The organism is Chryseobacterium defluvii (assembly GCF_003634775.1).
Taxonomy (GTDB): domain Bacteria; phylum Bacteroidota; class Bacteroidia; order Flavobacteriales; family Weeksellaceae; genus Chryseobacterium; species Chryseobacterium defluvii.
In genome coordinates, this window is record NZ_RBXB01000002.1 from 330,421 (window position 1) to 354,032 (window position 23,612).

Annotated in this window: 20 protein-coding genes; 4 read left to right on the forward strand and 16 right to left on the reverse strand. The window is 35.2% G+C overall.

The genetic code is table 11. The features are described 5' to 3' along the window. Window positions 1-93 precede the first annotated feature (93 nt). The 4 genes from mgtE to BCF58_RS08365 form a co-directional block, all read right to left on the reverse strand. The gene (mgtE, locus tag BCF58_RS08360; protein ID WP_121461349.1) at window positions 94-1,440 is read right to left on the reverse strand and encodes a magnesium transporter; all 1,347 of its coding nucleotides are present in this window, start codon (window positions 1,438-1,440) and stop codon (window positions 94-96) included. 140 nt (window positions 1,441-1,580) lie between these two features. Next, window positions 1,581-1,748, reverse strand: a complete 168-nt coding sequence (locus tag BCF58_RS17370; protein WP_170148989.1) for a hypothetical protein — start codon at window positions 1,746-1,748, stop codon at window positions 1,581-1,583. A gap of 12 nt (window positions 1,749-1,760) precedes the next feature. After that, the gene (locus BCF58_RS17375; RefSeq protein ID WP_170148990.1) at window positions 1,761-1,910 is read right to left on the reverse strand and encodes a bacteriocin-like protein; all 150 of its coding nucleotides are present in this window, start codon (window positions 1,908-1,910) and stop codon (window positions 1,761-1,763) included. 160 nt (window positions 1,911-2,070) lie between these two features. Then, entirely contained in the window at window positions 2,071-2,625 is a 555-nt protein-coding gene (locus tag BCF58_RS08365) for a pyruvate decarboxylase (RefSeq protein WP_121461350.1), read from the reverse strand. A gap of 174 nt (window positions 2,626-2,799) precedes the next feature. Here BCF58_RS08365 and rpsO point away from each other — a divergent pair, with 174 nt between their 5' ends. Beyond that, on the forward strand, window positions 2,800-3,069 hold the full coding sequence (gene rpsO, locus BCF58_RS08370; protein ID WP_121461351.1) for a 30S ribosomal protein S15: 270 nt from the start codon (window positions 2,800-2,802) through the stop codon (window positions 3,067-3,069). 57 nt (window positions 3,070-3,126) lie between these two features. On the opposite strand, the gene BCF58_RS08375 is transcribed toward rpsO, so the two are convergent. Next, window positions 3,127-3,486 carry a DUF4260 domain-containing protein gene (locus BCF58_RS08375; protein WP_121461352.1) on the reverse strand — a complete coding sequence of 120 codons (360 nt, stop codon included), beginning with the start codon at window positions 3,484-3,486 and terminating at the stop codon, window positions 3,127-3,129. Window positions 3,487-3,678: 192 nt separating this feature from the next. On the opposite strand from BCF58_RS08375, the gene BCF58_RS08380 reads away from it, so the two are divergent. Next, window positions 3,679-5,919: a polyribonucleotide nucleotidyltransferase gene (locus BCF58_RS08380; RefSeq protein WP_121461353.1), complete on the forward strand. Its 2,241-nt coding sequence runs from the start codon at window positions 3,679-3,681 to the stop codon at window positions 5,917-5,919. Window positions 5,920-5,994: 75 nt separating this feature from the next. On the opposite strand, the gene BCF58_RS08385 is transcribed toward BCF58_RS08380, so the two are convergent. From BCF58_RS08385 to BCF58_RS08410, 6 genes are all read right to left on the reverse strand, one after another. Continuing rightward, a complete protein-coding gene (locus tag BCF58_RS08385) occupies window positions 5,995-8,415 on the reverse strand; it encodes a TonB-dependent receptor (RefSeq protein ID WP_121461354.1) in 2,421 nt (806 codons plus the stop codon). Window positions 8,416-8,419: 4 nt separating this feature from the next. After that, window positions 8,420-8,860: a MarR family winged helix-turn-helix transcriptional regulator gene (locus BCF58_RS08390; RefSeq protein WP_121461355.1), complete on the reverse strand. Its 441-nt coding sequence runs from the start codon at window positions 8,858-8,860 to the stop codon at window positions 8,420-8,422. Window positions 8,861-9,189: 329 nt separating this feature from the next. After that, window positions 9,190-12,357: a M1 family aminopeptidase gene (locus BCF58_RS08395; RefSeq protein WP_121461356.1), complete on the reverse strand. Its 3,168-nt coding sequence runs from the start codon at window positions 12,355-12,357 to the stop codon at window positions 9,190-9,192. Window positions 12,358-12,359: 2 nt separating this feature from the next. Further along, entirely contained in the window at window positions 12,360-13,232 is an 873-nt protein-coding gene (locus BCF58_RS08400) for an ABC transporter ATP-binding protein (RefSeq protein WP_121462006.1), read from the reverse strand. Window positions 13,233-13,373: 141 nt separating this feature from the next. Beyond that, complete coding sequence (locus BCF58_RS08405; protein ID WP_121461357.1) at window positions 13,374-13,577, reverse strand: helix-turn-helix domain-containing protein; 204 nt, start codon at window positions 13,575-13,577, stop codon at window positions 13,374-13,376. A 1-nt stretch (window position 13,578) separates the two neighbouring features. After that, window positions 13,579-14,094, reverse strand: a complete 516-nt coding sequence (locus tag BCF58_RS08410; RefSeq protein WP_121461358.1) for a DUF2975 domain-containing protein — start codon at window positions 14,092-14,094, stop codon at window positions 13,579-13,581. A 163-nt stretch (window positions 14,095-14,257) separates the two neighbouring features. Here BCF58_RS08410 and BCF58_RS08415 point away from each other — a divergent pair, with 163 nt between their 5' ends. Further along, window positions 14,258-14,611 (forward strand): TfoX/Sxy family protein, encoded by a 354-nt coding sequence (locus BCF58_RS08415; protein WP_121461359.1) that lies wholly within the window; start codon window positions 14,258-14,260, stop codon window positions 14,609-14,611. A gap of 72 nt (window positions 14,612-14,683) precedes the next feature. On the opposite strand, the gene BCF58_RS08420 is transcribed toward BCF58_RS08415, so the two are convergent. Continuing rightward, complete coding sequence (locus tag BCF58_RS08420) at window positions 14,684-15,775, reverse strand: DNA polymerase beta superfamily protein (RefSeq protein ID WP_121461360.1); 1,092 nt, start codon at window positions 15,773-15,775, stop codon at window positions 14,684-14,686. 92 nt (window positions 15,776-15,867) lie between these two features. Here BCF58_RS08420 and BCF58_RS08425 point away from each other — a divergent pair, with 92 nt between their 5' ends. Further along, a complete protein-coding gene (locus tag BCF58_RS08425; protein WP_228434764.1) occupies window positions 15,868-16,914 on the forward strand; it encodes an AAA family ATPase in 1,047 nt (348 codons plus the stop codon). On the opposite strand, the gene BCF58_RS08430 is transcribed toward BCF58_RS08425, so the two are convergent. The 4 genes from BCF58_RS08430 to BCF58_RS08445 form a co-directional block, all read right to left on the reverse strand. After that, a complete protein-coding gene (locus tag BCF58_RS08430; protein ID WP_121461362.1) occupies window positions 16,911-19,334 on the reverse strand; it encodes a S8 family peptidase in 2,424 nt (807 codons plus the stop codon). The genes BCF58_RS08425 and BCF58_RS08430 overlap by 4 nt on opposite strands. Before the next feature lie 105 nt (window positions 19,335-19,439). Next, entirely contained in the window at window positions 19,440-20,186 is a 747-nt protein-coding gene (locus BCF58_RS08435) for a nucleotidyltransferase domain-containing protein (protein WP_121461363.1), read from the reverse strand. A gap of 87 nt (window positions 20,187-20,273) precedes the next feature. Next, window positions 20,274-22,028 carry a hypothetical protein gene (locus BCF58_RS08440; protein ID WP_121461364.1) on the reverse strand — a complete coding sequence of 585 codons (1,755 nt, stop codon included), beginning with the start codon at window positions 22,026-22,028 and terminating at the stop codon, window positions 20,274-20,276. A 190-nt stretch (window positions 22,029-22,218) separates the two neighbouring features. Beyond that, on the reverse strand, window positions 22,219-23,601 hold the full coding sequence (locus BCF58_RS08445; RefSeq protein WP_121462007.1) for an RtcB family protein: 1,383 nt from the start codon (window positions 23,599-23,601) through the stop codon (window positions 22,219-22,221). Window positions 23,602-23,612: the final 11 nt, after the last annotated feature.

Below are 23,612 nucleotides of genomic sequence, written 5' to 3' on the forward strand. Positions count from 1 at the left end.
AACCTTTGATTTCCATCTTACCTGAGCTCATTATACAGTTTAGCTTTAGACTTATGCAACTAAAGTGGTTTAATTATTTTTTTAAGTTTTATGTTACAAGAGTTTACCCGTAAGGAAAAGTCCGGCTACGGAAAAATAGATAATCAATCCCGTAACATCCACTAAAGTTGCTACAAATGGAGCAGAAGAAGTAGCCGGGTCAAGATTCAATTTTTTAAGAATAAAAGGAACCATAGAACCGGAAAGTGTTCCCCAAAGCACGATCATGACTAAAGAAACGCCCACACTTAATCCAACGAAAGGCCAATACATGCCATAATCGAAAAGACCTGTTTTGTGCCAGATCATAATCCTTAAAAATCCGATGATGCCGAGAACTCCCCCAAGAAATAATCCCGTAAAAATCTCTTTTTTCATGACATACCACCAATCTTTCAAACCTATTTCCTGTAATGCCATCGCCCTGATGATCAGGGTTGCGGCCTGTGAACCGGAATTCCCGCCACTGGAAATAATAAGCGGTACAAATAAAGCCAGTACAACCGCTTTCTGAATTTCGTCCTCAAAATAGCCCATCGCTGAAGCGGTAAGCATTTCGGAAAAGAATAAAATAATCAGCCACATTCCTCTCTTTTTCACCATTTCGATAAGAGAAGTCTGGGTGTAGGGAACATCCAATGCTTCAAGTCCTCCGAACTTCTGAATATCTTCCGTGTTCTGTTGTTCAATTTGGTCGAGGATGTCGTCAATAGTTACAATTCCAACCAGGACACCGGCTTCGGTAATGATCGGAAGGGCTGCCCTGTCGTATTTTTCAAAATAGGTAACCGCATCTTCCTTAGAGGTAGTAGTGGTAATTGCGACAAAATGATTGTCTGTGATTTCAGAGATCAAAGTATCTTCTTCAGCCAGCAATAAACTTCCCAGGGCAATATCGTCGATCAGCCGGTTTCTTTCGTCTACCACATACAAATGGTTCATGGTTTCCACTCTTTTTCCCACCTTTTTGATCTGTTGCAGGCACCTTTTAACAGTCCATTCCTTACGGATCTGGATGTAATAGGGTGTCATCAGACGTGCAATTGAATCAGAATCATATCCTAACAGCTTCAAGGCAATTCTTCTTTCCTGTGGATTAAGATGATTAATGGAGTATTTGATGAGTTCATCCGGGAAATCTTCAAACAATGCCGTCCTGTCATCCGGAGTCATGGCATTCAAAATTTCGGAAACTTCATCGCTTCCGATACTTCTGATGGTTTCTTCCTGGAAATCAGGGTCCAGATGCGAGAAAACTTCTGCTTTGTATTCTTTCGGAACCTTTAAAAATGCCAATAGTCTCTCATCAGCAGGGAGTTCGCTGAGAGTTTCGGCTATGTCGGCAGGGTTAAAGATAAGTTCGTCTGTAGAATTCAAAACGTGAATTTTTTGGCTATGCAAAAATAATTCAAATTTTTAAGATGAAAGAATGATGCGGAAAAATTAAGGATTAATTTAAATTTCATTTTTATCGGGGATCAAAAAAGCACCCGTAAACAGGTGCTTCAAAATTAAAATTAAAATAACAAAAGGTTCCACATTTATTCCATAAGAGGTTCACATATCGGATAGGGTGAAGCGATACACATTCCACCGCTACAGCATTCTCCTGCCCAACATTGTGATGAATCGCTGCATTTTCTGATCAGTCCGCCACCATTAATTTCTTTCTGCTTTTGTCTGCCGAGCTTTTTTAGATTGGTTTTCATTACGACAGGATTTTAAGGTTCTATGCAGGCATATTCTACACACATATAGTTGCAGCACCATCCGATGACACATTGTTCGTGGCTGGTACACTGTTTGAAGGCACCGCCGTTGATCTGCTTTTGAGCTTCTCTGCTAAGTTTTTTCAGATTTGATTTTTTCATATTATTTAGATTTTAATGTCTTACTAAAGTAATAAAATGTTTTAAATTATTCACTATAATATGAAATGTTTGTACACGTTTTTTTGCATTACGTATACGAAACGCAATGTTTTATCTATGACGGAAAAAAGGTCGTAATGTCTGGGTTTTCAGTTTAGCACTAAAGATCCATTTCTGAAGACGGATTGATTTTTTTAAAATTTTTAAGAATCCCTTTTAAAGCACCATTGGTTCCTATTTTAATGGAATTTTCGGTAGAGCCCAAGAGGCGCATATTTTTTCGATAGGTATCGTAATCTGTTTCTGTAATAAAATTTCCCTCGGCATCAAAAAGCTTCATGCTAACGACAACCTGATTAGAGAATACATATTTTCCTAAGCCAACCTTAAAATATTTTACTTTAGGGACAATGGCAAAATCCGCATCGTTATTAAGGCAATAATCAACAATGGTTTCCTTATCCACATTATCAAAAGGAACCTGCACTTCCGCTCTTAGCATTCTGTTTCTTTTGTAACTGCTTACTTTATCGGAGACAGCACTGAAAAAGGCATTATTCGTCGGTTCCTTTATTTCTTCAATATCAGGTTCTACTTCAGGATTGAAGTACAGGATTTTTCTTATCCTATCATCGGCATTTTTCTGGGCCTTTACGGTAGCCATGCCGATAAATAAAAAAGAAATAAACGTTGTAAAAATTAAAATTTTTCTCATCACTAATACGTTTGCAAAATTACTGCCTTTTAATGGGATAGCATACAATTTATTAAGAAATTTTTAACATTTTTTTCTATCATTTTTGATACATGAAATCAATAATGTTTGCAGGCTTAGAAAATAGTCGTATCTTTGCAGTCGTTACATAATAATCATTTAAATAATATTGGAATGTACTTAACAACAGAAAAAAAGCAGGAAATTTTCTCAAAACACGGGAAATCTGCACAAGACACAGGAAGTGCTGAAGGACAAGTTGCACTTTTCACTTTCAGAATCAACCACCTTTCTGCTCACCTTAAGAGCAACCACAAAGATTATAACACAGAAAGATCTTTGGTGAAACTGGTAGGTAAAAGAAAAAGATTACTAGATTACCTTAAAAGAAAAGATATCGCAAGATACAGAGCAATTATTGCTGAACTAGGTTTAAGAAAATAATCTATAAAGATTTTCAAAATAAAAGCAACTTCGAAAGAGGTTGCTTTTTTTATACTGTTACTTTTTATCTTTTCCGATTTTCCCCAAATGAGTGTTATGAAAACTGTCCGGATATTTTAAACCGTATCCTAACATCCTGTCAAAAGCTGAGTGAGCAAAAAGTATGGCCCCTGTCATGTTGAGATAGGGAAGAGAGAGTAGGGTTCCCAGAAGATATATTACGATTGCGGTTCCAAAATGATGAAAGAGATTATAACAAAAAGCTCCAGCTTTATTATTTACGGCATATCCCAGCATAGAAATATCAGGAACAAGGAATAAGCCTCCAAACCACCACCACGAAAAGCCCGTTTGCTTAAAGGCCAAAATCCCCAAAACTAAAAATGTGATATATTCCAGCTGCAATTGTGTTTTCATAGGTTCTTGTTCTCTATAGTAAGAAACTCTGCAATATTTGTTTGTCTTTTTTACCGAAAGTTACAGTTCCGGAGCAGATATTTTATTGTTAAAATTTAATAAACCATCAGAATACATTATCTTTGCAACTGAAAATTTAAAGAGTTTAAATATTAATCGTACTCAATACGGAGTACTAGAGACGAAAAATTTATGAGTATACCTCAAGCGTTCACAGAAACGATTACTCTTGCAGACGGCAGAGAAATCACTATTGAAACGGGGAAGCTGGCTAAGCAGGCCGATGGATCCGTAGTCGTAAAAATGGGTGGAACAATGCTTTTAGCAACTGTTGTAGCCAATAAAGAAGCCAACCCTGGTGTAGATTTTTTACCATTAACGGTAGATTACAGAGAAAAGTTTTATGCAGGTGGGAAGATTCCCGGAAACTTTTTCCGTAGAGAAGCAAGACCTTCGGATCAGGAAATATTAACCATGCGTTTGGTGGACAGAGTTCTCCGTCCGCTTTTCCCTGAAGATTTCCATGCTGAAGTTCAGGTGATGATTTCCTTAATTTCTTATGACGGTAAATCTATTCCTGATGATTTGGCCGGTTTGGCGGCTTCTGCTGCTATTGCCATTACCGATATTCCTTTCAACGGACCGATGTCTGAAGTAAGAGTAGTAAGATTTGATGGTGAACTTTCTATCAATCCAAGCTATGAAGATCTTAAAAATTCAGAACTGGATATTATGGTTGGAGCTACTAAAGATTCGATCGTAATGGTAGAAGGGGAGATGAAGGAGATTTCTGAACAGGAAATGTTGGAAGCTATTATTTTTGCTCATGCAGAAATTAAAAAACAAATTGAAGCTCAGGAAAGACTAGCTGAAAAAGTAGGCAAAGCTTTCCCGAAAAGAGAATATTCACACGAAAATCACGATGAAGCTATTCGTGAAAAAGTATGGAAAGAATGCTACGATAAAGTATATGAAGTAGCTAAAACTCCTTCAGGAAAAGAAGAGAGAGGAGAAAAATTCAAAGCTGTTCTTGAAGAATTTTTAGCACAGTATGTTGATAATGTTGAAGAATTGGAAAGAGTAACGCCTTTTGCAAAAGTTTATTATCATGATGTAGAGAAAGAAGCGATGCGTCAGATGATCCTGGAAGACAATATCCGTCTGGATGGTCGTGATCCTCAAACGATCCGTCCGATTTGGTCTGAAATTGATTACCTTCCCGGAGCTCACGGTTCTGCGATATTTACAAGAGGGGAAACTCAGTCTTTAACGGCTGTAACTTTAGGTTCTGTAAAGGACGCTAATATGGTAGACAGCGTAATGGCGAACTACGACGAAAAATTCTTCCTTCATTATAATTTCCCTCCGTTCTCAACCGGTGAAGCAAGACCTTTAAGAGGAACTTCAAGAAGAGAAGTAGGACATGGAAACCTGGCTCAGAGAGCTTTACAGGCTGTTATTCCTGAAGAAAACCCATATACTATCAGAATTGTTTCAGATATCCTTGAATCCAACGGTTCGTCTTCAATGGCAACGGTTTGTGCCGGAACATTGGCTCTGATGGATGCAGGGGTACAGATTACAAAGCCTGTTTCCGGTATTGCAATGGGATTAATTACTGATACAAAATCTGGAAAATTCACTGTACTTTCCGATATCTTAGGAGATGAAGATCACTTGGGAGATATGGACTTTAAAGTAACGGGAACGGCAGACGGTATTACTGCCTGCCAGATGGATATCAAAATCCAGGGGCTTTCTATGGATATCATGGAAAAAGCTTTAATGCAGGCTAAAGAAGGAAGATTACATATTTTAAATAAAATTACGGAAACAATTTCTGAGCCAAGAGCAGATGTAAAACCTCACGCTCCGAAAATGGTAGTGATGGAAATTCCAAAAGATTTCATTGGTGCTGTAATCGGGCCTGGTGGAAAAATCATTCAGCAGTTACAGAAAGATACAGATACGGTTATTGCTATTGAAGAACAAGGTGAAATCGGACGTATCGAAATTGCAGGAACCGACAGGGAAAAAATCAATAATGCCGTTGCGAAAATCAATGAAATTACTTTCGTACCAGTTGTAGGTGAAGTTTACAAAGGTAAAGTAGTGAAAGTAATGGATTTCGGTGCTTTTGTAGCAATTGCTAAAGGTACTGAAGGTCTTCTTCACATTTCTGAAATCGAATGGTCACGTTTGGATAAAGTTCCTTATTCGGAAGGTGATGAAGTGGAAGTGAAGTTCATGGGGTATGATGACCGTAAGAAAATGAAACTTTCAAGAAAAGTTCTTTTACCGAGACCTCCAAAACCAGAAGGAAAACCAAGACCGGAAGGACAAGGCAGACCGGAAAGACCAAACAGACCTGAAGGACAGAGACCTCAAGCTGAAAAGCCTGTGGAAAATGAAAATCCATCAAGCGAATCATAAGATCAATCTTATTATAAATCATAAAAACCCTCCGAACCGGAGGGTTTTTTATTGTATCGTCAATTTGAAATAGAGTTATCCATTCCCGATTCTTTGCTTCAGATCTTCCGCGCCCCCTGTTTTTCTTGGTTGCCCGGCTTTTCCTGAGCCAAAGTTATAGGTATAGGAAAGTGTAACGACACGGCTGTCTCTTTCCACTACAAAATTTTCTATATAATTGTTGAATTTAGTTTGTGCTTTGGGATTGCTCGTAAAGAAAATATCATTGAACGCAAATTTAAGCGTACTGTTGTTCTTGAATTTCTTCTGAGCTCCGATGTTCAGGTACCAGTTGGGTTGCACATCCATATAGGCATAGACTTCTCTTGCTCTGTAATTTCCGGTAACCTCGGCGGTAAAGCCATTTCCAAGCTTAAATGAATTGATGCTGTTCAGGTTGAACGTAAAATTCCCTTTATTATTGATCTGTGTTCCCGAAACGTTTCCGGTATATGCACCGTAATAGAAATTGGCACTGTTGTTCATATCCCACCATTTAGTCACTTTCACCGGAGCAATCAGATACAGTCCGACATAGGAAGCAGAGCTCAGGTTATCATTGGTTTGTACGGTAATGTTCTCTCCGTTTTCAATGACAGGCTTTATCACGTCTGTAATATTATCAGACGTTTTGCTGTAGCTTAAAGTGGCAAAATACTTATTACTGAAGCTATAAGTAAACTCATAATTCATGGTGGTTTGAGGATTCAGATCCGGATTTCCTGCTTTATAAGTAGTAGGGTCAAGATAGAATTTAAAAGGGTTTAACTGGTTATAGCTCGGTCTTGTGATTCTTCTGCTGAAATTAAGCTCCACATTATTTTTATCATTCAGATCGTATGAAAAAACAGCACTCGGGAAAATTTGCGTGTAGTTCTTTTTATTGATCTGATTCGTGGTGATCTGCGTTCCGGTTACATTCGTGTTCTCGACTCTTAGTCCGAAGGTAGAGCTGAACTTTTTCCATTTTTTAGAGACATTTCCATAAACAGCATTGATATTTTCTTCGTAGATATAATGATTGGTTTTGCTTACATCCAGTACAGGAGTTCCCGAGCTTGCATCAAAGAACTGAAGATCGTTATCTGCTTTTACAAAGCTGGTTTTCGCCCCTCCTTCCAGTTTCCAATCTCCTTTCAGAGCCTTGGTAAGGTCGGATTTAAGAGAAAAAATATTTAAATTTCCATTGATGTCGCCTTTCAGAATATCCACGTTCTCCAGGTTTCCGGAAACCCCGTATGTTCTGGTATCAAAATTCTGTAAAGAAGTATTCGAATAATTGATGTAATCAAAATCGGTTGTGATTTCAGAGCCTAAAGAATCGATAGTATATTTATGATTGAGGTTAAAGGAAGCATTTTTCCAATGGTCATGCGAACGGTTTTGGGTGGTAAAGCTGCCTGAGGGAAGATAATTGCTGCCCAAAATCTGGGATGAGTTATCACCTTTCGGATCAAATTTATTGCTGATAAACCCTACCGAGAATCCAAGAATATTTTTATCATTCATATAATAATCCATTCCGGCTTTGGCGATGTGATTCCTGAAGTTCAATTTTAAGAAATTATCCTGTACATAAGCTTTTTGGAAATTTCCATCATTATCAAAGAAATTTCTGTCCAGCATCAGGTGATTGAAAAATTCCCTGTAGGCAAAGCTGTAATTCGCAAAAACATTGATCTTCTTATTCCTGTGGTTAATGCTGAAGTTATTATTGTTTTTGATGAATCTTCCGGTTCCTAAGGCCACAGAAGCACTTCCGTTGGTTCCTTTTCTCTGGTCTTTTTTTAGTTTGATATTAATAATTGAAGTTCCTGCCGCATCATATTTGGAAGACGGGTTGGTGATGAATTCAATTTTTTCCACGCTCGCAGAAGGAATTCCACGAAGATAATTGGCAAGGTCTGCTCCCGTCATAGGTGTATTTTTTCCGTCTACCTGTACCAGAAGATTACCTTTTCCTCGAAGGCTGATGTTGTCATTGCTGTCAATATTTACTCCCGGAGCTTTTTCTAGGACTTCAAATGCCGAATTTCCGGTGCTTGCAATGCTGTTTTCCACATTCAGGATCATTTTCCCTTCCTGTCTTTCGATATAGGGTTTGGTTTTCGTGATTGTTACGCCTTCGATTTGTTTTTCATTGAGCTGAATCTCAGGAAGAGTAGTGTTACCTGCTACGGCAATGGGTTCCGATCTGTAAGTTTCCGTTCCGTTTTTATTGATTTTCACATAGTAATTTCCGGCGGCAAGATCATTAAAACTGAAACTTCCTTTCTGATCCGCAATTTCCGTTTTTACCAATTTATTTTCGGAATTGAATAAATTGATTTCCATCTGATTCACCTCTGAGGAATTGATATTTCCCGACAGTGAAAAATCCTGTGTTGTCTGCGCAGAGAGCCTGCTGCTGAAAAAAGACAGGATCCAAACAAAAATGAATAAAAATATTCTGGCCATTGTTTTATTTTTTAGAATTTAAACAGTTGTCTGAAATGGTAAGTAATGCTGCATTCATAATTTCCAGCACTTTTCTTGAAATACCCTTTAAAGCAAGTTGTCTGTTACTTTCAATCAAGGTTTGAACTTCTTTGATGATCTTTATTCCCGATTCGGTTACTTCAAGATTGGATTTTCTCCTGTCTTCGGGGTGACTATGGCGAATGATAAATCCTGATTTTACCATAAGATCTATAATTCTTGTCACAGACGCATTATCCTTGAAAACCAGATCCCCGATTTCACTTTGTGTAATTCCGGGATTTTCAAGAATGGCTTTGATGATAAGCCATTGATCAATTGTAATATTGAAGCCGTTGGCTTTCAGTTGCCGTTGTGCATAGTTTCTGTATGATCTTATCGCCTTATCTATATTATAGAAGATGATCGAATTTAATTTTTCCATAATTTCTTATTTAAATAATGACTTATCAATTATTGATATATCAATTAATTTGTTGCGTGAAATTTTATTTTGTTACAATCATGCTTGAAAAATTTTAAATATTTATTTTAACCACAAAAGGCACAAAAGTTTTTTGAACACGTTAGTTACTTAAGTTTCATGCTGAAATATATAAGAAGATCACGTAAGACTGAAATCAGAGGTTTCAAAAAACTCATGTGTACTCATAAATATTTACATTTTTAACTTTAAAATAACTTATGTGTTTTTATAAAAACTTATGTGGTTATATTCAAATAAAAACCACCGTATCAACGATGGTTTTCAATTTATATAGTTGTGAATAATTGGGTGATTTTCTTTTTTATATGTTCGTCCGGAGCGATTTTATAGAATTCTTTGAGAAGATCTAAACTGGTTGGTTTTTTAGGATATCTGTTATTCAGAAGGAAGTTTTTCAAAGCTAGATTCACCTTTTCTTCACCGACCAGCTCACTTAGTTTTACCATCATAACGGCACCTTTGGAATAAGATATATGGGTATTGTTTCCGGTTACTTTATAGATCGGCTGCTCCTGCGACAATCCCTTTTCATTATTATAGATCTGTTCATGAACTTTTATTCTTTCCTTCATTTTCCTCTGTCCATGCATTTTTTTGTACAGCATCATTTCGGTGTACATGGCAAGAGTTTCGGTAAGCATTGTTGAGCCTTCCCTGTCATCAGGATCAATCTGGCTGTTTCCCCACCAGAGATGGGAGAGTTCGTGGCCTGCAAGCTCATTAATAACATCCTGTTCCTCATCTGCATGAATGTTCGCATGGAAAACCATATCTTCAGGCATAAAAATAGCGGAAGGATAGGCTGTCGCAGCAAAACCTCTGGTAAATGAGGATATTTCTGCAAAACTGATGGTTTTGAAAGGGTAATTCCCAAAATTCTGTATGCAATAGTCCAGTGAAAGTTTAGCATTCCGGATAAGATGGTCTACATTTTCATCATGCTTTTCGTGGTAGAAAACATGGATCATAATACCTTTATGATGGATGCTTTTTTGCCTGTATTTTGCTGAAGATACGGCAAAACGAAACGGAATGCCATTCGCTTTATATTGAAAGAATTTTCTTTCTCCTCTGGTAAACTGGTCAGTAAGATCTCCTGTCCCGATTGCAGTCTGGTCTTTTTCCGTAGAAATAACCATATTTAAATTGATAAAATCTTTCCTGAACACTTCCGGCGCTTCAGCCTGCTTCAAGCTTTGCTGTTTTCCAAGCCTGAATTCATCCCTTTTTTTCTGATCCTCGATTTCATTGTCTTTCTGATACCCAATCACGGGATAATATCTGCTGATCCTCATGAAAGAACCGTTTTCTATCATAGCGTTAAATGATTCATGACCATTGACTGCAAACCATTGATAAGAAATTCTGAAATCCAGACGGGCTGTTTCATTAGGCATTAATGGCTTGTTTAAAAGGATCTCTGTAACGGCCTTACTCATTCTCCGGGTTTCTGAATTGGTTTGAATAATTGCTTCATCGATCTGCAGATCCGGATGGAAATTGATGAGAATCTTATCAATAGATTGATCAGACTGATTGATCAAGGTATATGTTCCCGTAATCTCATAAGAATTTTCTGAAGGATGAAGATCGATTTTGGTCAGGACATCCGTAATCACGGGTTGTGGAAGATTTTCGTAGTGACGGAATGCTTTCTCATAATGAGCAGCTTTTACCATCTCTTCCTCTTTATTTTGCGGAGAATAGCCTTTCATAAATAAGCTTCCTGTAAAAGCACCCATCATTAATAAAACGAGAGGAAAAACAGCTTTTTTGAAACTCCATTTTTGGGTTTTAGCCATTTTATTTATCATCCATAAAAGAACCATAATGCCCAATCCGGATAAAAGCCTTTCTGCAAAGGCTACTGAATACACTCCATACCCATTAAAATCGCTGTATGTACCTTTATAATCTGAAAATATTCTCAGTAACGGATAAAGAATAATTTTCTTTGAAATGGGCGTCGCCGCCATAATCAGAAGTAAAACAGAAATACCTAAAGCCACAAACCTGTTCCTGATATTATCATTGATGAGCAAAACAAAGCCTGAAAAAAGAATAATTGGAAATGTATTGAAAAGAATAGTCCCCAAATAAGCGGTCCAGTCTATGTGAAAGTAATGGTAGGTTAACTGAAAAACTAAGCCCTCAAGAATTAATATTCCGCTGAAAAAGAAAAGTAAAATACTGATGGATAAGAAATGACCGGCTAATTTATTTTTGTAAAAATAAGTACTTCTTTCAATCAGGGAGAATCCTGAAGAATGGCTCCTCCAATAAAGATCATTGATGAAATAAGCCGCAATAAACAAGCCGAAAAGATGAAAGTTTTCTGAAATGGTGGTTGCCATCAAGCCCGAGCTTGCATATTTTTGCGGAAGGCGGATTCCTTTTTCTATTTCGGCATACATTTCCATTCCTACAAAGAAAAGTAATAGTATTGAAGCTGCTACGATGGCAATGCTTTTAAAAAGATAGATCAGGTCAATCTTTGCAAAAGACAGGATAGACTGTAAAGCAGAAACATTGTTGAAGTGTAGAGAAGAAACGGTGTATGTTTCTGAATGGGTGTCTGAAAACACAGAATTGAGTTCCGTTTTTCTCTTCTTTTTGCCTGAAAAATGGGAAAAAGAAAAGAGACGGTAGGAGAGTATTAAAAATACAACCGAAATAATCAGAAAAATGACCCTGTTCGATAATAAATACCAGGATAAAGGGATGGTTAATTCGTTCTTTTCCCAAGCGGAAAGATTTCTGCCTTCATAAAAATAGGCGGATAAGCCAAAAGGGTCTGTCAATGCAGATAATTGCTGGGATTCTAAGGATTGAGGAATACTTCCTGCCATAAATGGAGAATTGGAAAATAACAGGATGACCATATACAGTACATAAAGCAGTAAACCACCAATAACCACCATGAGTTTTTTCTTTATGATCAGGGAAATGAAAAATAAAAAGCTACAGACCAAAAGACAATTGATGCATCCGAAAATTAAAAAGGGAAATAGATAATGCCAAAGATTAAAAAGGGGCTGTATCTCGCTTCCGGCACGCATATTCTGACCGATTATAAAGCCGATCATTAAAAAAGTAAAGCTTAAAAAAGTCTGTAAAAAATAAGTATAAAATCTTCCTTCTACATAATCCCATTTTGAAAATGGAAGTGAAAACAGGATATGGTCGAATTTTGAATCCTGATCTTTAAAAAGCTGCTGACTGGCAAAAATAGTAGCGAAAAATATGATGGACAAACTCAACATTCCGGTCATAAAGCCAATGGTATAAGGGGAGTTCAGATAAATACCTTCCCCGACGGTGAGATTGAATTTATTTCCACAGAATATTCCTGAAAATATCAGAATCAGGGCAATAAGATAAGTTAGCCAATGCTTTGTACTGCGTTGGGCTTCAAATAAGAATATAGCGTTCATGATTACATTTTTTGGGTGAGGGAATGAAAGTAGACGTGCTCCAATAAAGGATTTACAGGGATAAATTCTTTAGGCTCTACTTCTGAGAACGTGGTAATGTGCAATTCTCTTTCAATCAGTTGTTGACTGATGATTTGGTATTCCGAATGGTAATTGTTCAACTCATTTTTATCAATGGATTTCGACCAGATTTTCTGATCGAGTTGTGCGATCAATTCATTGGGTTTTCCTTTTTTCAGGAGCTCTCCTTTATTCATGATGGCCATTTCTGAACAGAGATTCCGGACATCTTCCACGAGATGGGTGGAAAGAATAACAATGACTTCTTTACTGATGTCATTCAGCAGGGAATTGAAGCGGTTGCGTTCTTCGGGATCGAGACCTGCGGTAGGCTCGTCTACAATAATAATTTTAGGATTTCCCAATAATGCCTGTGCCACTCCGAAACGCTGTCTCATTCCTCCGGAAAACGTATGAACTTCTTTGTTTCTGAAATCGGAAAGGTTCACTTTTTCAAGCAGGCTTAAAATCTGATTTTTGCGTTCGGAACGGTCTTTAATGCCCTTTAACATAGCAATATGTTCCAGAAGATCAAATGCGGAAATTTTCGGATATACTCCAAAATCCTGTGGTAAGAAACCAAGATTTTGTTTGATGTAATCAGGATTTTTGGAAATATTGATTCCGTTGAATATGATATTCCCTGAAGTAGGTTTCTGAAGACCTACAATTGTTTTCATTAAGGAAGATTTTCCGGCTCCGTTGGGACCTAAAAGTCCGAACATCCCGTTTCCGATTTCCAGAGAAATATTCTTAATGGCTTGAAAACCATTTTTATAGGTGAGGCTGAGGTTGTTGATGGATAAAGTGTTCATATTGTTGAATTTGGATAATAGAAGGACAGGCAATGTTTCCATTGCTTTTAAAAATTGGACGATAAAATTTTAGTTTAACCACAAAAGATACAACAGCTTTTGAGGTTGCTGAATTGATAAGTTTAAAAGTTTATAGTATGATCATTCTTTATATTCTAAAATGTCTCCCGGCTGACATTCCAGTATCTTGCAGATCGCTTCCAGAGTATCGAAACGGACCCCTTTGGCTTTGCCCGTTTTCAGGATGGAAAGATTGACGGGCGTGATTCCCAGTTTTTCTGCCAATTCTTTACTCTGCATTTTACGTTTGGCAAGCATCACATCTAAGTTGACTATAATTGACATTCTATATAAATAAATCTTGTTCGTTTTGCAAATGTAATCCTTGCGTAAAAATATTCGCAAGAAATAAACAGAATATTCCCAGCATGAAATGGATAAAAACCAGTCCCCATATTATGCTTTCCACCTCCACAAAGAAGCTTGCGATAATCACCATTGGTAATGGAAAGAAAATATTATATATGTAAAATCTTTTCAATTGCACCGTATTTTCTTTGGTAAATAATTTCGACTGAAAGAAAACTTTAAAAACTTTGGCGGAAAGCCAAAAGAAAATTCCATATCCCGTTAAAACCATTAAAAAAGAGAAGATGATATACGGATAATTGTTCTCTATATTTAGAAAAGGTTTTTCCGTCAATGGATAGTTGATGTGTAAATATTTATTTTGATTGTAAGGGGTAATTTCAAAACCTGTAATCAGACAAATGAATGAATACAGTGCCGTAAGCAAATAACCCACGGATAATATCAGGCAAATGTAATAGAGGATTCTTGAAATAATTTTAGTCTGGTCCATGTCAAAAAAATAATGAATTGATATTGCAAATGTATAATTAATTATCGTAAAACAATAATTATTTTAAATAAAAATTTATTTTATTAATATTTTATTTCAGATAAACCCGGATAAAATCTTACGGTATAACAGTTTTTAATTAATTTAGAATAAATTTTTTGCAATGGCCTATAGTATTGAACTTGCAGACAGGGTCCGTGAAAGGCTCTCAGAGATCCCAGACCTTGAGATTGTCGAGAAAAAGATGTTCAGCGGTTTATCTTTCCTGGTGAACGGTAAAATGTGTATCAATGTGAGCCATGACAACCTGATGTGCCGGTATCATCCGGATCTGGAAGAGGAAGTTACAAGGAGAAAAGGATTCTTACCTATGATCATGAAAGGAAAGCAGCTTAAAGGATACTGTTATGTGGAGCCTGAAGGCTTTCAAAAACGCGAAGATTTTGAATACTGGATAAAAATATGTCTGGATTATAATGAAGTGGCTAAAGCTTCAAAGAAATCAAGGAAGAAATAACCACGATCACTATAAACAATTGTCATTCTGGACGAAGTGAAGAATCTCTCAATTTTTAATACTGTGAAGATATTAATGATACAATTCTTCTCTGATTTTAACCAAAATTTTTTCTGTCCTTTTTAAATCCGGATAATCAGGAAGAGTAGAAATACTATAATAATGCTCGATAGATTGTATTAAGTCCTCTGCTTTCTTCATAACTGCTTCATAGGACCAGTTTCCTGCTTTAATATCCAGTAATTCATCGCGGTTATCCACACGGATCTGTAAAGAGCCTGTTTTGAAAATATGCTCGCAGGATTGCAACAGACGGATCGTATGCATCATATTTTTGCTGTCGTAATTCTGCCCATGCTGCTGATTTACATTATAGCGGTCTTCATTCCGTTCCAAGACCCATTTCCAGTATTCACGGTAATCCTTGCAGTACGTGGAGTAGGCGTCGAGGTTACAAAACAAGTATGCGATTGATTTTTCTTCTTTCGGAACAGAGGAAACAGAAACCTGATTGGCTTCTTCGTTCTGAATAATTCCTTTATAACCTAGGTTTCCGGATTCATCGTAGAAAACCGCAAACATTCCTTTGGTATTGTCAACGCTCACCAATCCGCATTTTTCCTGAGAAAGACCACCCCGTCCTACGGACACCCCTCCGGCGGAGGGGAATTCACTGAGCCATTTTTTCAACGGAACAGAACCGTGATTCTGTAAAACATAACAGAAATCAAGAATGGATTTTCTTTCTTTATCTATTGGATTCAGGATCTTCTTATTGAGTCCTTTTGCTTTTTTGATCTGCGAAACCGCATAGCCTGCAAACGTATCTTTACATAATTTGGAGAGGAAATCCTCAGGTTTCAACAGACCCATCAATGGATTTTTCCGCAAAATACAGTCTTCCGGGCTTGCCAGAATTTCCAGAATATTAGGATTGTTTTTTTGCAGCAGTTCTACCAATCTTCCGATCTCAAAATAGGTAATGTCGTTGGTTTCATTAGAGATTTGTGGAGTATAATTAAGCCCATAGAATTCTTCTTTCGGTAAATAATATACTCCACGGATATCCGTATCTGAGTTTTCAGTAGCTAATCCGAAAGAACGGCTTCCGGAGATGGCTTCGAAGAGGATGAGGTGTTGGGATTTTATGGTTTGGATGGTCATGACTAATTCTTTGAATGTTAAATAATGATAGAAATACGTAATGTTTTGCGTAAGTTAATTTATTAATTAAAAAGTTAATCAACTATAAAAAAATGATTACTTTTGTAAGTATAATGAGTCAGTTTGATTACATAAAAGATATAGCGAAATATGGTCTTGAAAATGACCAGGAAAAATTATTATCTGTATTAAATGATTTAATTGAACATTCTAAAAATACCAAAAAATTAAACTTTGCAATACAACTACAATCAATTCTAAAAGACTCTCTCAAACAACAAAGAAATAATTCATTAACTAAAGTTGGGTCTGAATCTTATTTTAATAGAATTGAAGATAGAGAAGTCGGAGAGTTAATATTAGAAAAATTAACTTCTAACTATAGGCTTGATAACATAGTTGCTGATAATACTGTAATTCATAGCTTACAATATTTTATTGAAGAACATCAAAAAGCAGAGTTACTTAGAAAATTTGATTTACCAATAGCAAATAAATTATTGTTGCATGGACCTTCTGGTTGCGGTAAAACTTTGGCTTCTTATGTTGTTGCAGGAGAATTAGATAAGATGATGGTTGTTGTGAATTTAGGAGCAATTGTATCATCAAAATTAGGAGAGACTAGTAAAAATTTATCTAAGATATTTAGGAAAGCGGCTTCTGAAGATTGTATTATATTTATTGATGAGTTTGATTCTTTGGGTAAAGTTAGAGATTATTCACAAGATCATGGTGAAATGAAAAGAGTTGTAAATACTATTTTACAATTATTTGATTACCTTCCTCAAAATAGTATTGTTATTGCTGCTACAAATCAAAAAGAAATGCTTGATGAAGCATTACTCAGAAGATTTGATTTTTCTATTGGATTTAATTTACCAAAGGAAAGAGAAATAAAAGAATTAGTATTGCTAACTCTTAAAAATGGTAATTTTTCTTTTGATAGTAAGATAAAGGCTAATAAAGTCATTAAAAATTCTATTGGACTATCTTATTATAGTATACAAAAGACATTAGTTACAGCTATAAAGAGAAGTCTATTTGCAATAAATAATCCAGAAAATATAATTTCCGCCAAAATTGATACTTCAATATGGCAGAAATTAATTGATATTGAAAAAGAATCTATTGGAGTTTAATTTTCTGCATCCAGATCTATATTATTTTCATTTTTAATCTCAATAAATTCATTTATCTCTAGCATTTCTGAATATAGATTTTCAGTATTTTCATTTGATAATATTTCTGTAATTTTAATAACCATTGAAAAGTTATGTTTTTGTTTTTTTAATGATTTCATATAATCTTTTTTTGCTAAACATCTAACTACTATTGAAATCTTATCATCTAATTTACTAAAATCAGCTGGTTGAATTCTGTAAGACATAAATTGACTATTTGAAAATTGTCGATTTTCTATTCCAAAATGGTCTTCACTCCATGTTATGTTATTCTTAATTGAGTAATCACTTTGGTTACCAGTTTCAAATATCTTTACATCTTCTACATCCTTAATAAGATTAAAGGATATATGTAATGGTAAATAATCTAATTGATTATCTTTTATAGGCATAAAACTATAACATAGTGAAATGTCAAACTGTAATTTATTTCCACTTTTATTTAAATACTGAGGAAGAAATATTGGTACTTTGAATATTTCTCCTACCTCAATAAAATTTTCTATAATGAAGGTTATGGTATTATTTTCATTAGCTAGTAAGTGTTCTCTTTTTGGAATGCCGAAACCTATTAAACTTTTTAAAAGGAATTCTGGTTTATCTTTAAAATGAGGTAAAGAATTTTTATTAGGATAGTTTGCCGAATTTATTAATAAAGCTTTGACAGTTTGAGATTTTAAATTAGGGTATTCATTCAGGATTTCGGCTGCATAAGAAGTAATTAAAGGTGTTGATAAACTTGTGCCAGAAGATCTTCCATAAAATTTATCATTGTTTGCAAATGCAGATTTTAAAATTTCTAAACCAGATTTTTCATTAAATAAATCCCCACCAAAGAATACAAAATCTGGTTTATTCAAATGTTTGTTTTTCTGTTTTATTGTTTGGGTATTAATTATTTGAGAATAATCATAATGAAATTTTCTTGTATAATAAGCAGGATAAATTCCATTTGGAGTAATATCTGAGCTGTCATTTTCTTCGAAATTACCAGCTAATGCTCCTACAGAAATATTATTTAAGGACTCAGAGGGAATGCAAATATTAGTGTCTTCACATGCATGAACAATAGTAGTAGCATCCGGTTTATAAAAAAAATCTGGGTATTCGTGATCTGGATGAAACTCATCATCTACTAATGATTTTAAACTATCTGAATTAAAATTTCCAACTGAAATAAAGATTAAAACATCTTCTTCATATGCGATTTTATCTAACTCATATGCAAAAGAACTAAATGGTTCATTATATTTTTTTGCATTGGGAATTACTAACGATAAATTAAAAATTTTAATTCCATATTCTTTTTTGGCAAATTTAATGTCTTCTAATAGTTTTGGAATATCAAGCGGATCATTGCTTTGTTGTAAAGCTTTTATTACAAAGATTTTAGCTTTTGCATTATATGTATTTTTAATAATATTATAAAACTCATCCCCTAAGACAATTAATCCTGCAACCATAGTTCCATGGCCAACCTCATCCCAAAAAGAACCCTTACCAGTATGGTCAATATTTTCATTTAAAATAACTGGTCGTAACGGTAAAATTCTTTCTACTCCGGTATCAATAACTCCTACAGTTGTTACATTATCCCGCAATTCTATTTCAAAATCATAATCTCTTATTGGACCATTATAACCCGGTTTGAACTTTTGAGTTCTCGAGCTAGTTATTGCTCTAACTATATCAAAATTGTCAGCAATAAATTGAATTTGATCTTTTTTAATCTCATAAATTTCTAAAATACTTTCGTGCATTTCAGAATATGAATAACTGAAGTGATGCTCTCTTAGATAGGTAAAAAGTCGTTCTTTTTGAACATTATAAATCTCATCAATACTTTCAATGAAATTAAGTAAAATCCCTTTTCTACTATAAGTTAAAATTCGTGCTGTACTATCAATGAATTCAAATTTATAAATTAAAGCTAAAAGATTGTACTGTTTATTATTGTATGAAGTTCCATGAGGACTTCCAATAATAATTTTTAAATGGTTTTTAAAATTTTCAAATAAACTAAGGTCATATATTTCAAAAATTACAGTTTTGTTAAACTCTCTGTATTCGATAGGAACTAAGCCGTACTTTGTTAAAAATTTTTGTTTTAAATCCGAATTGAAAATATTATAAAAATTAATTTTAATTAAGTCTATATTTTTGTCAAATTCTATACTTCTTTGACTATTTCTTAATTTTTGCTTAGCATAAAATGAAATATTAAATTTTCTCAGTCTTTCTTTTTGAAATTGTTGAATTACTTTTGGCTCATTTTGTTCTGTTATCTCATCAATTTTTTTACCACCTCCAACATTTCTTTGTCTGTTAAACTTTGGGTGGGTTGATTTGTCATTGTTTAAAAAAATATGTCTATTCATGGTGTTTGTTGTGTATCAAAAATTAATAATTTTTATTGAAGTTTTTAAAATTAAATATATTGATAAAAACAAAAAAAAGATTACGGCTTCCCGTAACCTTTTAATTTACATCAATATTTCCCTAAAAACCCTCTCCATCTCATCTTTATCTGTCTTTCCTCCAGTCAAACTCTTTGCTCTTTCTTCATTATCTGCAACCATTTTTTCCAAAAACCCAAAAAGCTCCCAGTCATTCGGATGGTAATACGATTCTCCTTTTGTAGCTTTTAAAGCAATAAGGTTTTCTATTTTTGTTCTTGTAAAATCATCTACCAAAACAAGTAATTCACTAAACAGCACTGGTGGAACGGTTCCTTTTTCTAATATCCATTTTCCGGTAAGAGCAGTTCTTAGGCAGTAGAAATAGCTTTTCAGCTTCACTTCATTGTTTCTGCAGGTTTCCAGATATTTTTTGCTCATACTCAGATAGTGATAAGAAACCGCTACCGGAGAAAAACAACTGTCTGCCAATGGTCTGAACAGTTCAACAAATTTTTTGTTTTCCTTATAGACGATAGGAGAGTAGAACCAGCTTAATAAGGCTGCATTAGATTTTAGCAAAAGATGAAAAGTCTTCCTCAAGTCCCAGCCGGAACCATCCAGATCATCTTCTGTCATAAATTCTATCGTTTCATCTTTATCCCAGGGAGAAAGATACCAGTCTTTTTCGTGTCGGTATATGAAACGGATATCGTAATCGCTGTCAGGAGAAGCAAAACCCCACGCTCTGCTCCCTGATTCTACGGCAAGAAGTATTTCTATACCACGTTTTGCCTCAACTTCTTTGAGTTTATCTAATATTTTTGGTGTCATCGTTTTTTATTTGTAGTGCAAAGTAAAAAAATAACTGCGCAATATTTTTGCGCAGTGAGTGTTATTTCAAATAATAAAAATTTATATTTAGGCTCTAAAAACCTTAATGAAATGATCTTTTTCCAAAGTTTCTAATGAAAAGTCGAAATCTGATTCTTCTCTGTTTGAAGTGATTATTGCTCCTAATTCTTTTATAATGCGATTAAAAGTAAGAGGCTCATACCATTGTTGGTATAGTGCTTTTGTAGCCATTACAGAAACTTCGGAGCTCCCTGAAACATGAGAATGTCCCGCTCCAAAATTCAGTAATGTAAAGCATTGCTTCCCATCCTTTGGCAAAAGAATGCCTAAAATCATTTGTTTTTGAACCGCATTACATCTGGTTTCGGCAAAGAGATTATTGGGATTCATCATATAATCATAAGAAATATTATCCCCTTTTCCTATGATGATTTTATAACCGCTATTGTTGTCACCATAATAGATGTTATTCATAATTAGTGTAGGAGTATTCAATCCTTTATTGGCATAAAGATATTCAACCGCACCATTAGGGGCAGAAGTCATATCTCCTGAATACATCAAATGTCCGTTATTCTGATTATAAGTTGCGTTCCAGCCTGTTTTTCCAGAAATATTAAGTCCTGAAAGGTCAAGATCAAAAGCTCCCCAGGAATCTTCCCAATAAACTCCCACAGCTAACCTTTCTCCATAAAATTTGGTTCCTGTCGGAATATTTCCAACAAACATTTTTTCAGAAGTTGGCAAAGCAAATTCTATGTTTTCAGGCAAATAAATTCTTTTGTCAGAAAGATCATATTTAAGTTTTAGATAGTCCAAAATAAATTTATAGTTCAACTGATTAACATAGGTTTCTTTACCTTTCTTAACCCACGATTTCCCGTTTCTGATCCTGTAGACAAAAGTATCCTGTCCGTATATTCTTGAATGACAAGCTGATAATGCTTTAAACAAAGCAAAAGGAGTGGCATTTTCCAACCAATGTAAATCACCATATTCTAGCAAAGTATTGGTAGCGTTATTCAATGGATTTGCTATTAAAGGTTTATGATAGATTTTTGAGAGCTTTGAAATTTTATTGATTGTTTTTGGAGCTTTGTTTTTATAAGCCAGAAATAAAGGTTTAAACCTGTTAAAGATTTCAGCCAGTTTTTCCAATCCGAAACTTTCAAACAGATACGTTGGATTATATTTACTCTCTTTAATCAGATCAATTAATTCATCATTTTTGATTAAAAGTGTTGTAAGAGTAGTTTTATAAATGACGTAACGGAAAAACTCAACCGGATTTTCAGGATAAATGTTGTACAAATCGGCAATTTTTACGATCGCTTCTTTATTTCTTACGTTTTCTTTTCCGGTAAAATCATATTCAAGCTCATGATGCAGAATATAGAGCAAATCATCAATCTTTTCTTCTTTCAAAGCAATTCCCGATTTCAGCAGTGAAAGGCATTTTTCCTGCATTTCTTCTTTGGTATAGGCTTTCACTACCTTAAAGGTTAATTTCAGATCAGGAACATTTAATATTTCGTTGGGAATATAAATTTCATTCTGAAACCGAGTTCCGTAGGTAGTTATGTAATGCTTGATTTGCTCAACCCATAAATCAAATCTTGAACTGTCTTTTATTTTTTGCCAGGATTTATGAAAGGATTTATTTAAATCATTTCCTTTTAATTTTTCCTTTGCATAGTAACTGATAATTTCTTTTTTTGACCAAAGAGCACCTGGTTCAATGATAAAACCATCTTCTGAAATGAATGGCTTTTCATTAGATTCTCTTGCTAATATAGCATTAAATAATTGTAATGTTTTCATTGTGTTTCATGTAAAAAATAAGTGAGGAGTAATTCTGTAATGAAGCATATAGGAACTCCTTTTACCTATATTTTTATAAAAAAGACGGGGAGTAATTCTCCAAAGTTTATAGGAACTCCCTTTGTCTTATTCTTTGAAAAGGCGGAAAGTAAAATGGGAAATATAGGAACTTTCTTTGCCTTCATTTTGTTCACGCTTTTCTAAACTTCTTCTTTTTCTTCCAAGGCGCATTTTTCTGCACATCACCCGCCATAATACATCCGTAAGGCATCACTTCATCCAATACTTCACAAAGGCCGTATTCTTCTATCTGAGCTCTTACGTTTTTAGCGCTTTTATAAGCTGTCGGAAGCTCGGAAATATCAATTTCATTGGAGAAGAAACGAACATCCAGTCCTTTTGTTTCTTCTGCAAAAACGTCTTCAATGGTTTTATGGGCCAATGATTTCTTATGCTGGCTTCTGCTGAAATTTCTTCCCGCACCGTGAGGCGCAAAACCTAAATTTCTTTCATTCGTTTTTCCCTGAACAATTAATACTGGTTCCGCCATATTCAATGGGATCAGTCTTGGTCCAGTAATATCGGGCATGAATTTATCATCCAACGGAGTAGCTCCTTTCGCATGGTAGAACAAATCACCATCTTTAAAGACGAAATTATGCTCATTCCAGTATCTGTTTTCCTTTTCTATATCCAGTTTGTTTAAAACTGCATCATGAATGGAAGTATGATTTTCTTTGGTCCATTGTCTTATTAACTGTAGCGCCTCCCAATACGATTTTCCTTCTTCCGTATCATAAGGAATCCATGCATTTTCTCTCAAAGTTTCAGGGGAAATTTCCTGTCTGAAACGGTTGGCGACCTTCATTCCTTTATCATACAAAGATGCTCCCGGAGCTCTTGAGCCGTGATGGGTAACCAACATTGTATTTCCTGTATTTTTGGAAATTCCGACGAACAGAAAATGGTTTCCGTCTCCCTGAGTTCCCATATGAGAACGGGCAATGCTGATCAGCTTTTCATCATTCAGAAAATAGTTTGCTCTGAAGGCATCCATCAATTCCTGAGACATCGGCATCTGTTCACCTCTTGGTCTTCCTCCGTACCCGAAATGCGTTACAGAATGAGCAGCATCCAAAACTTCTTTAGGATCAGCCTTTCCAAAATCCGTTAACATCACGGAACAGCAGATATCCGCACTATGGAATCCCGGGTGAATGGCATTTTTAGCAACTGCAACACCCCCTACAGGAATATTTCCTTCAGGACCGGTAGGACATGCATCCGGCATTAATGCACCCCCAACCAGCGTTGGAGTTTTCATTAAAACCTGCATCGTTCTGATCACCTTTTCCACATTATCAGCCTCATTTTCATGTTCCGCTCTGATGTTGATCACAAAATCTTTTGGAGATGCATGAAGCGGGATTTGCTCAGGCTGTTTGAACTGCACAAGGTATTCTTTGATCTGGTTTTCATCCAGGTTATTTTCATTAATATGATCGATGGCTCCTTTAAACCATTTTGCCGGTCTGTATCCTAATTCAATTAAATGATTTCCGTTAAATTCCATTGTTTTTTTCA

Bases quoted from the DNA above. Each gene is read 5' to 3' on its own strand.
- BCF58_RS08400 (WP_121462006.1), bottom strand. From the start codon at position 13,232: ATGAACACTTTATCCATCAACAACCTCAGCCTCACCTATAAAAATGGT.
- BCF58_RS08445 (WP_121462007.1), bottom strand. From the start codon at position 23,601: ATGGAATTTAACGGAAATCATTTAATTGAATTAGGATACAGACCGGCA.
- BCF58_RS08385 (WP_121461354.1), bottom strand. From the start codon at position 8,415: ATGGCCAGAATATTTTTATTCATTTTTGTTTGGATCCTGTCTTTTTTC.
- BCF58_RS08410 (WP_121461358.1), bottom strand. From the start codon at position 14,094: ATGGACCAGACTAAAATTATTTCAAGAATCCTCTATTACATTTGCCTG.
- BCF58_RS08375 (WP_121461352.1), bottom strand. From the start codon at position 3,486: ATGAAAACACAATTGCAGCTGGAATATATCACATTTTTAGTTTTGGGG.
- BCF58_RS08425 (WP_228434764.1), top strand. From the start codon at position 15,868: ATGATTACTTTTGTAAGTATAATGAGTCAGTTTGATTACATAAAAGAT.
- BCF58_RS17375 (WP_170148990.1), bottom strand. From the start codon at position 1,910: ATGAAAAAATCAAATCTGAAAAAACTTAGCAGAGAAGCTCAAAAGCAG.
- rpsO (WP_121461351.1), top strand. From the start codon at position 2,800: ATGTACTTAACAACAGAAAAAAAGCAGGAAATTTTCTCAAAACACGGG.
- BCF58_RS08420 (WP_121461360.1), bottom strand. From the start codon at position 15,775: ATGACCATCCAAACCATAAAATCCCAACACCTCATCCTCTTCGAAGCC.
- BCF58_RS17370 (WP_170148989.1), bottom strand. From the start codon at position 1,748: ATGAAAACCAATCTAAAAAAGCTCGGCAGACAAAAGCAGAAAGAAATT.
- BCF58_RS08405 (WP_121461357.1), bottom strand. From the start codon at position 13,577: ATGTCAATTATAGTCAACTTAGATGTGATGCTTGCCAAACGTAAAATG.
- BCF58_RS08415 (WP_121461359.1), top strand. From the start codon at position 14,258: ATGGCCTATAGTATTGAACTTGCAGACAGGGTCCGTGAAAGGCTCTCA.
- BCF58_RS08390 (WP_121461355.1), bottom strand. From the start codon at position 8,860: ATGGAAAAATTAAATTCGATCATCTTCTATAATATAGATAAGGCGATA.
- BCF58_RS08380 (WP_121461353.1), top strand. From the start codon at position 3,679: ATGAGTATACCTCAAGCGTTCACAGAAACGATTACTCTTGCAGACGGC.
- BCF58_RS08365 (WP_121461350.1), bottom strand. From the start codon at position 2,625: ATGAGAAAAATTTTAATTTTTACAACGTTTATTTCTTTTTTATTTATC.
- BCF58_RS08395 (WP_121461356.1), bottom strand. From the start codon at position 12,357: ATGAACGCTATATTCTTATTTGAAGCCCAACGCAGTACAAAGCATTGG.
- BCF58_RS08435 (WP_121461363.1), bottom strand. From the start codon at position 20,186: ATGACACCAAAAATATTAGATAAACTCAAAGAAGTTGAGGCAAAACGT.
- BCF58_RS08430 (WP_121461362.1), bottom strand. From the start codon at position 19,334: ATGAATAGACATATTTTTTTAAACAATGACAAATCAACCCACCCAAAG.
- BCF58_RS08440 (WP_121461364.1), bottom strand. From the start codon at position 22,028: ATGAAAACATTACAATTATTTAATGCTATATTAGCAAGAGAATCTAAT.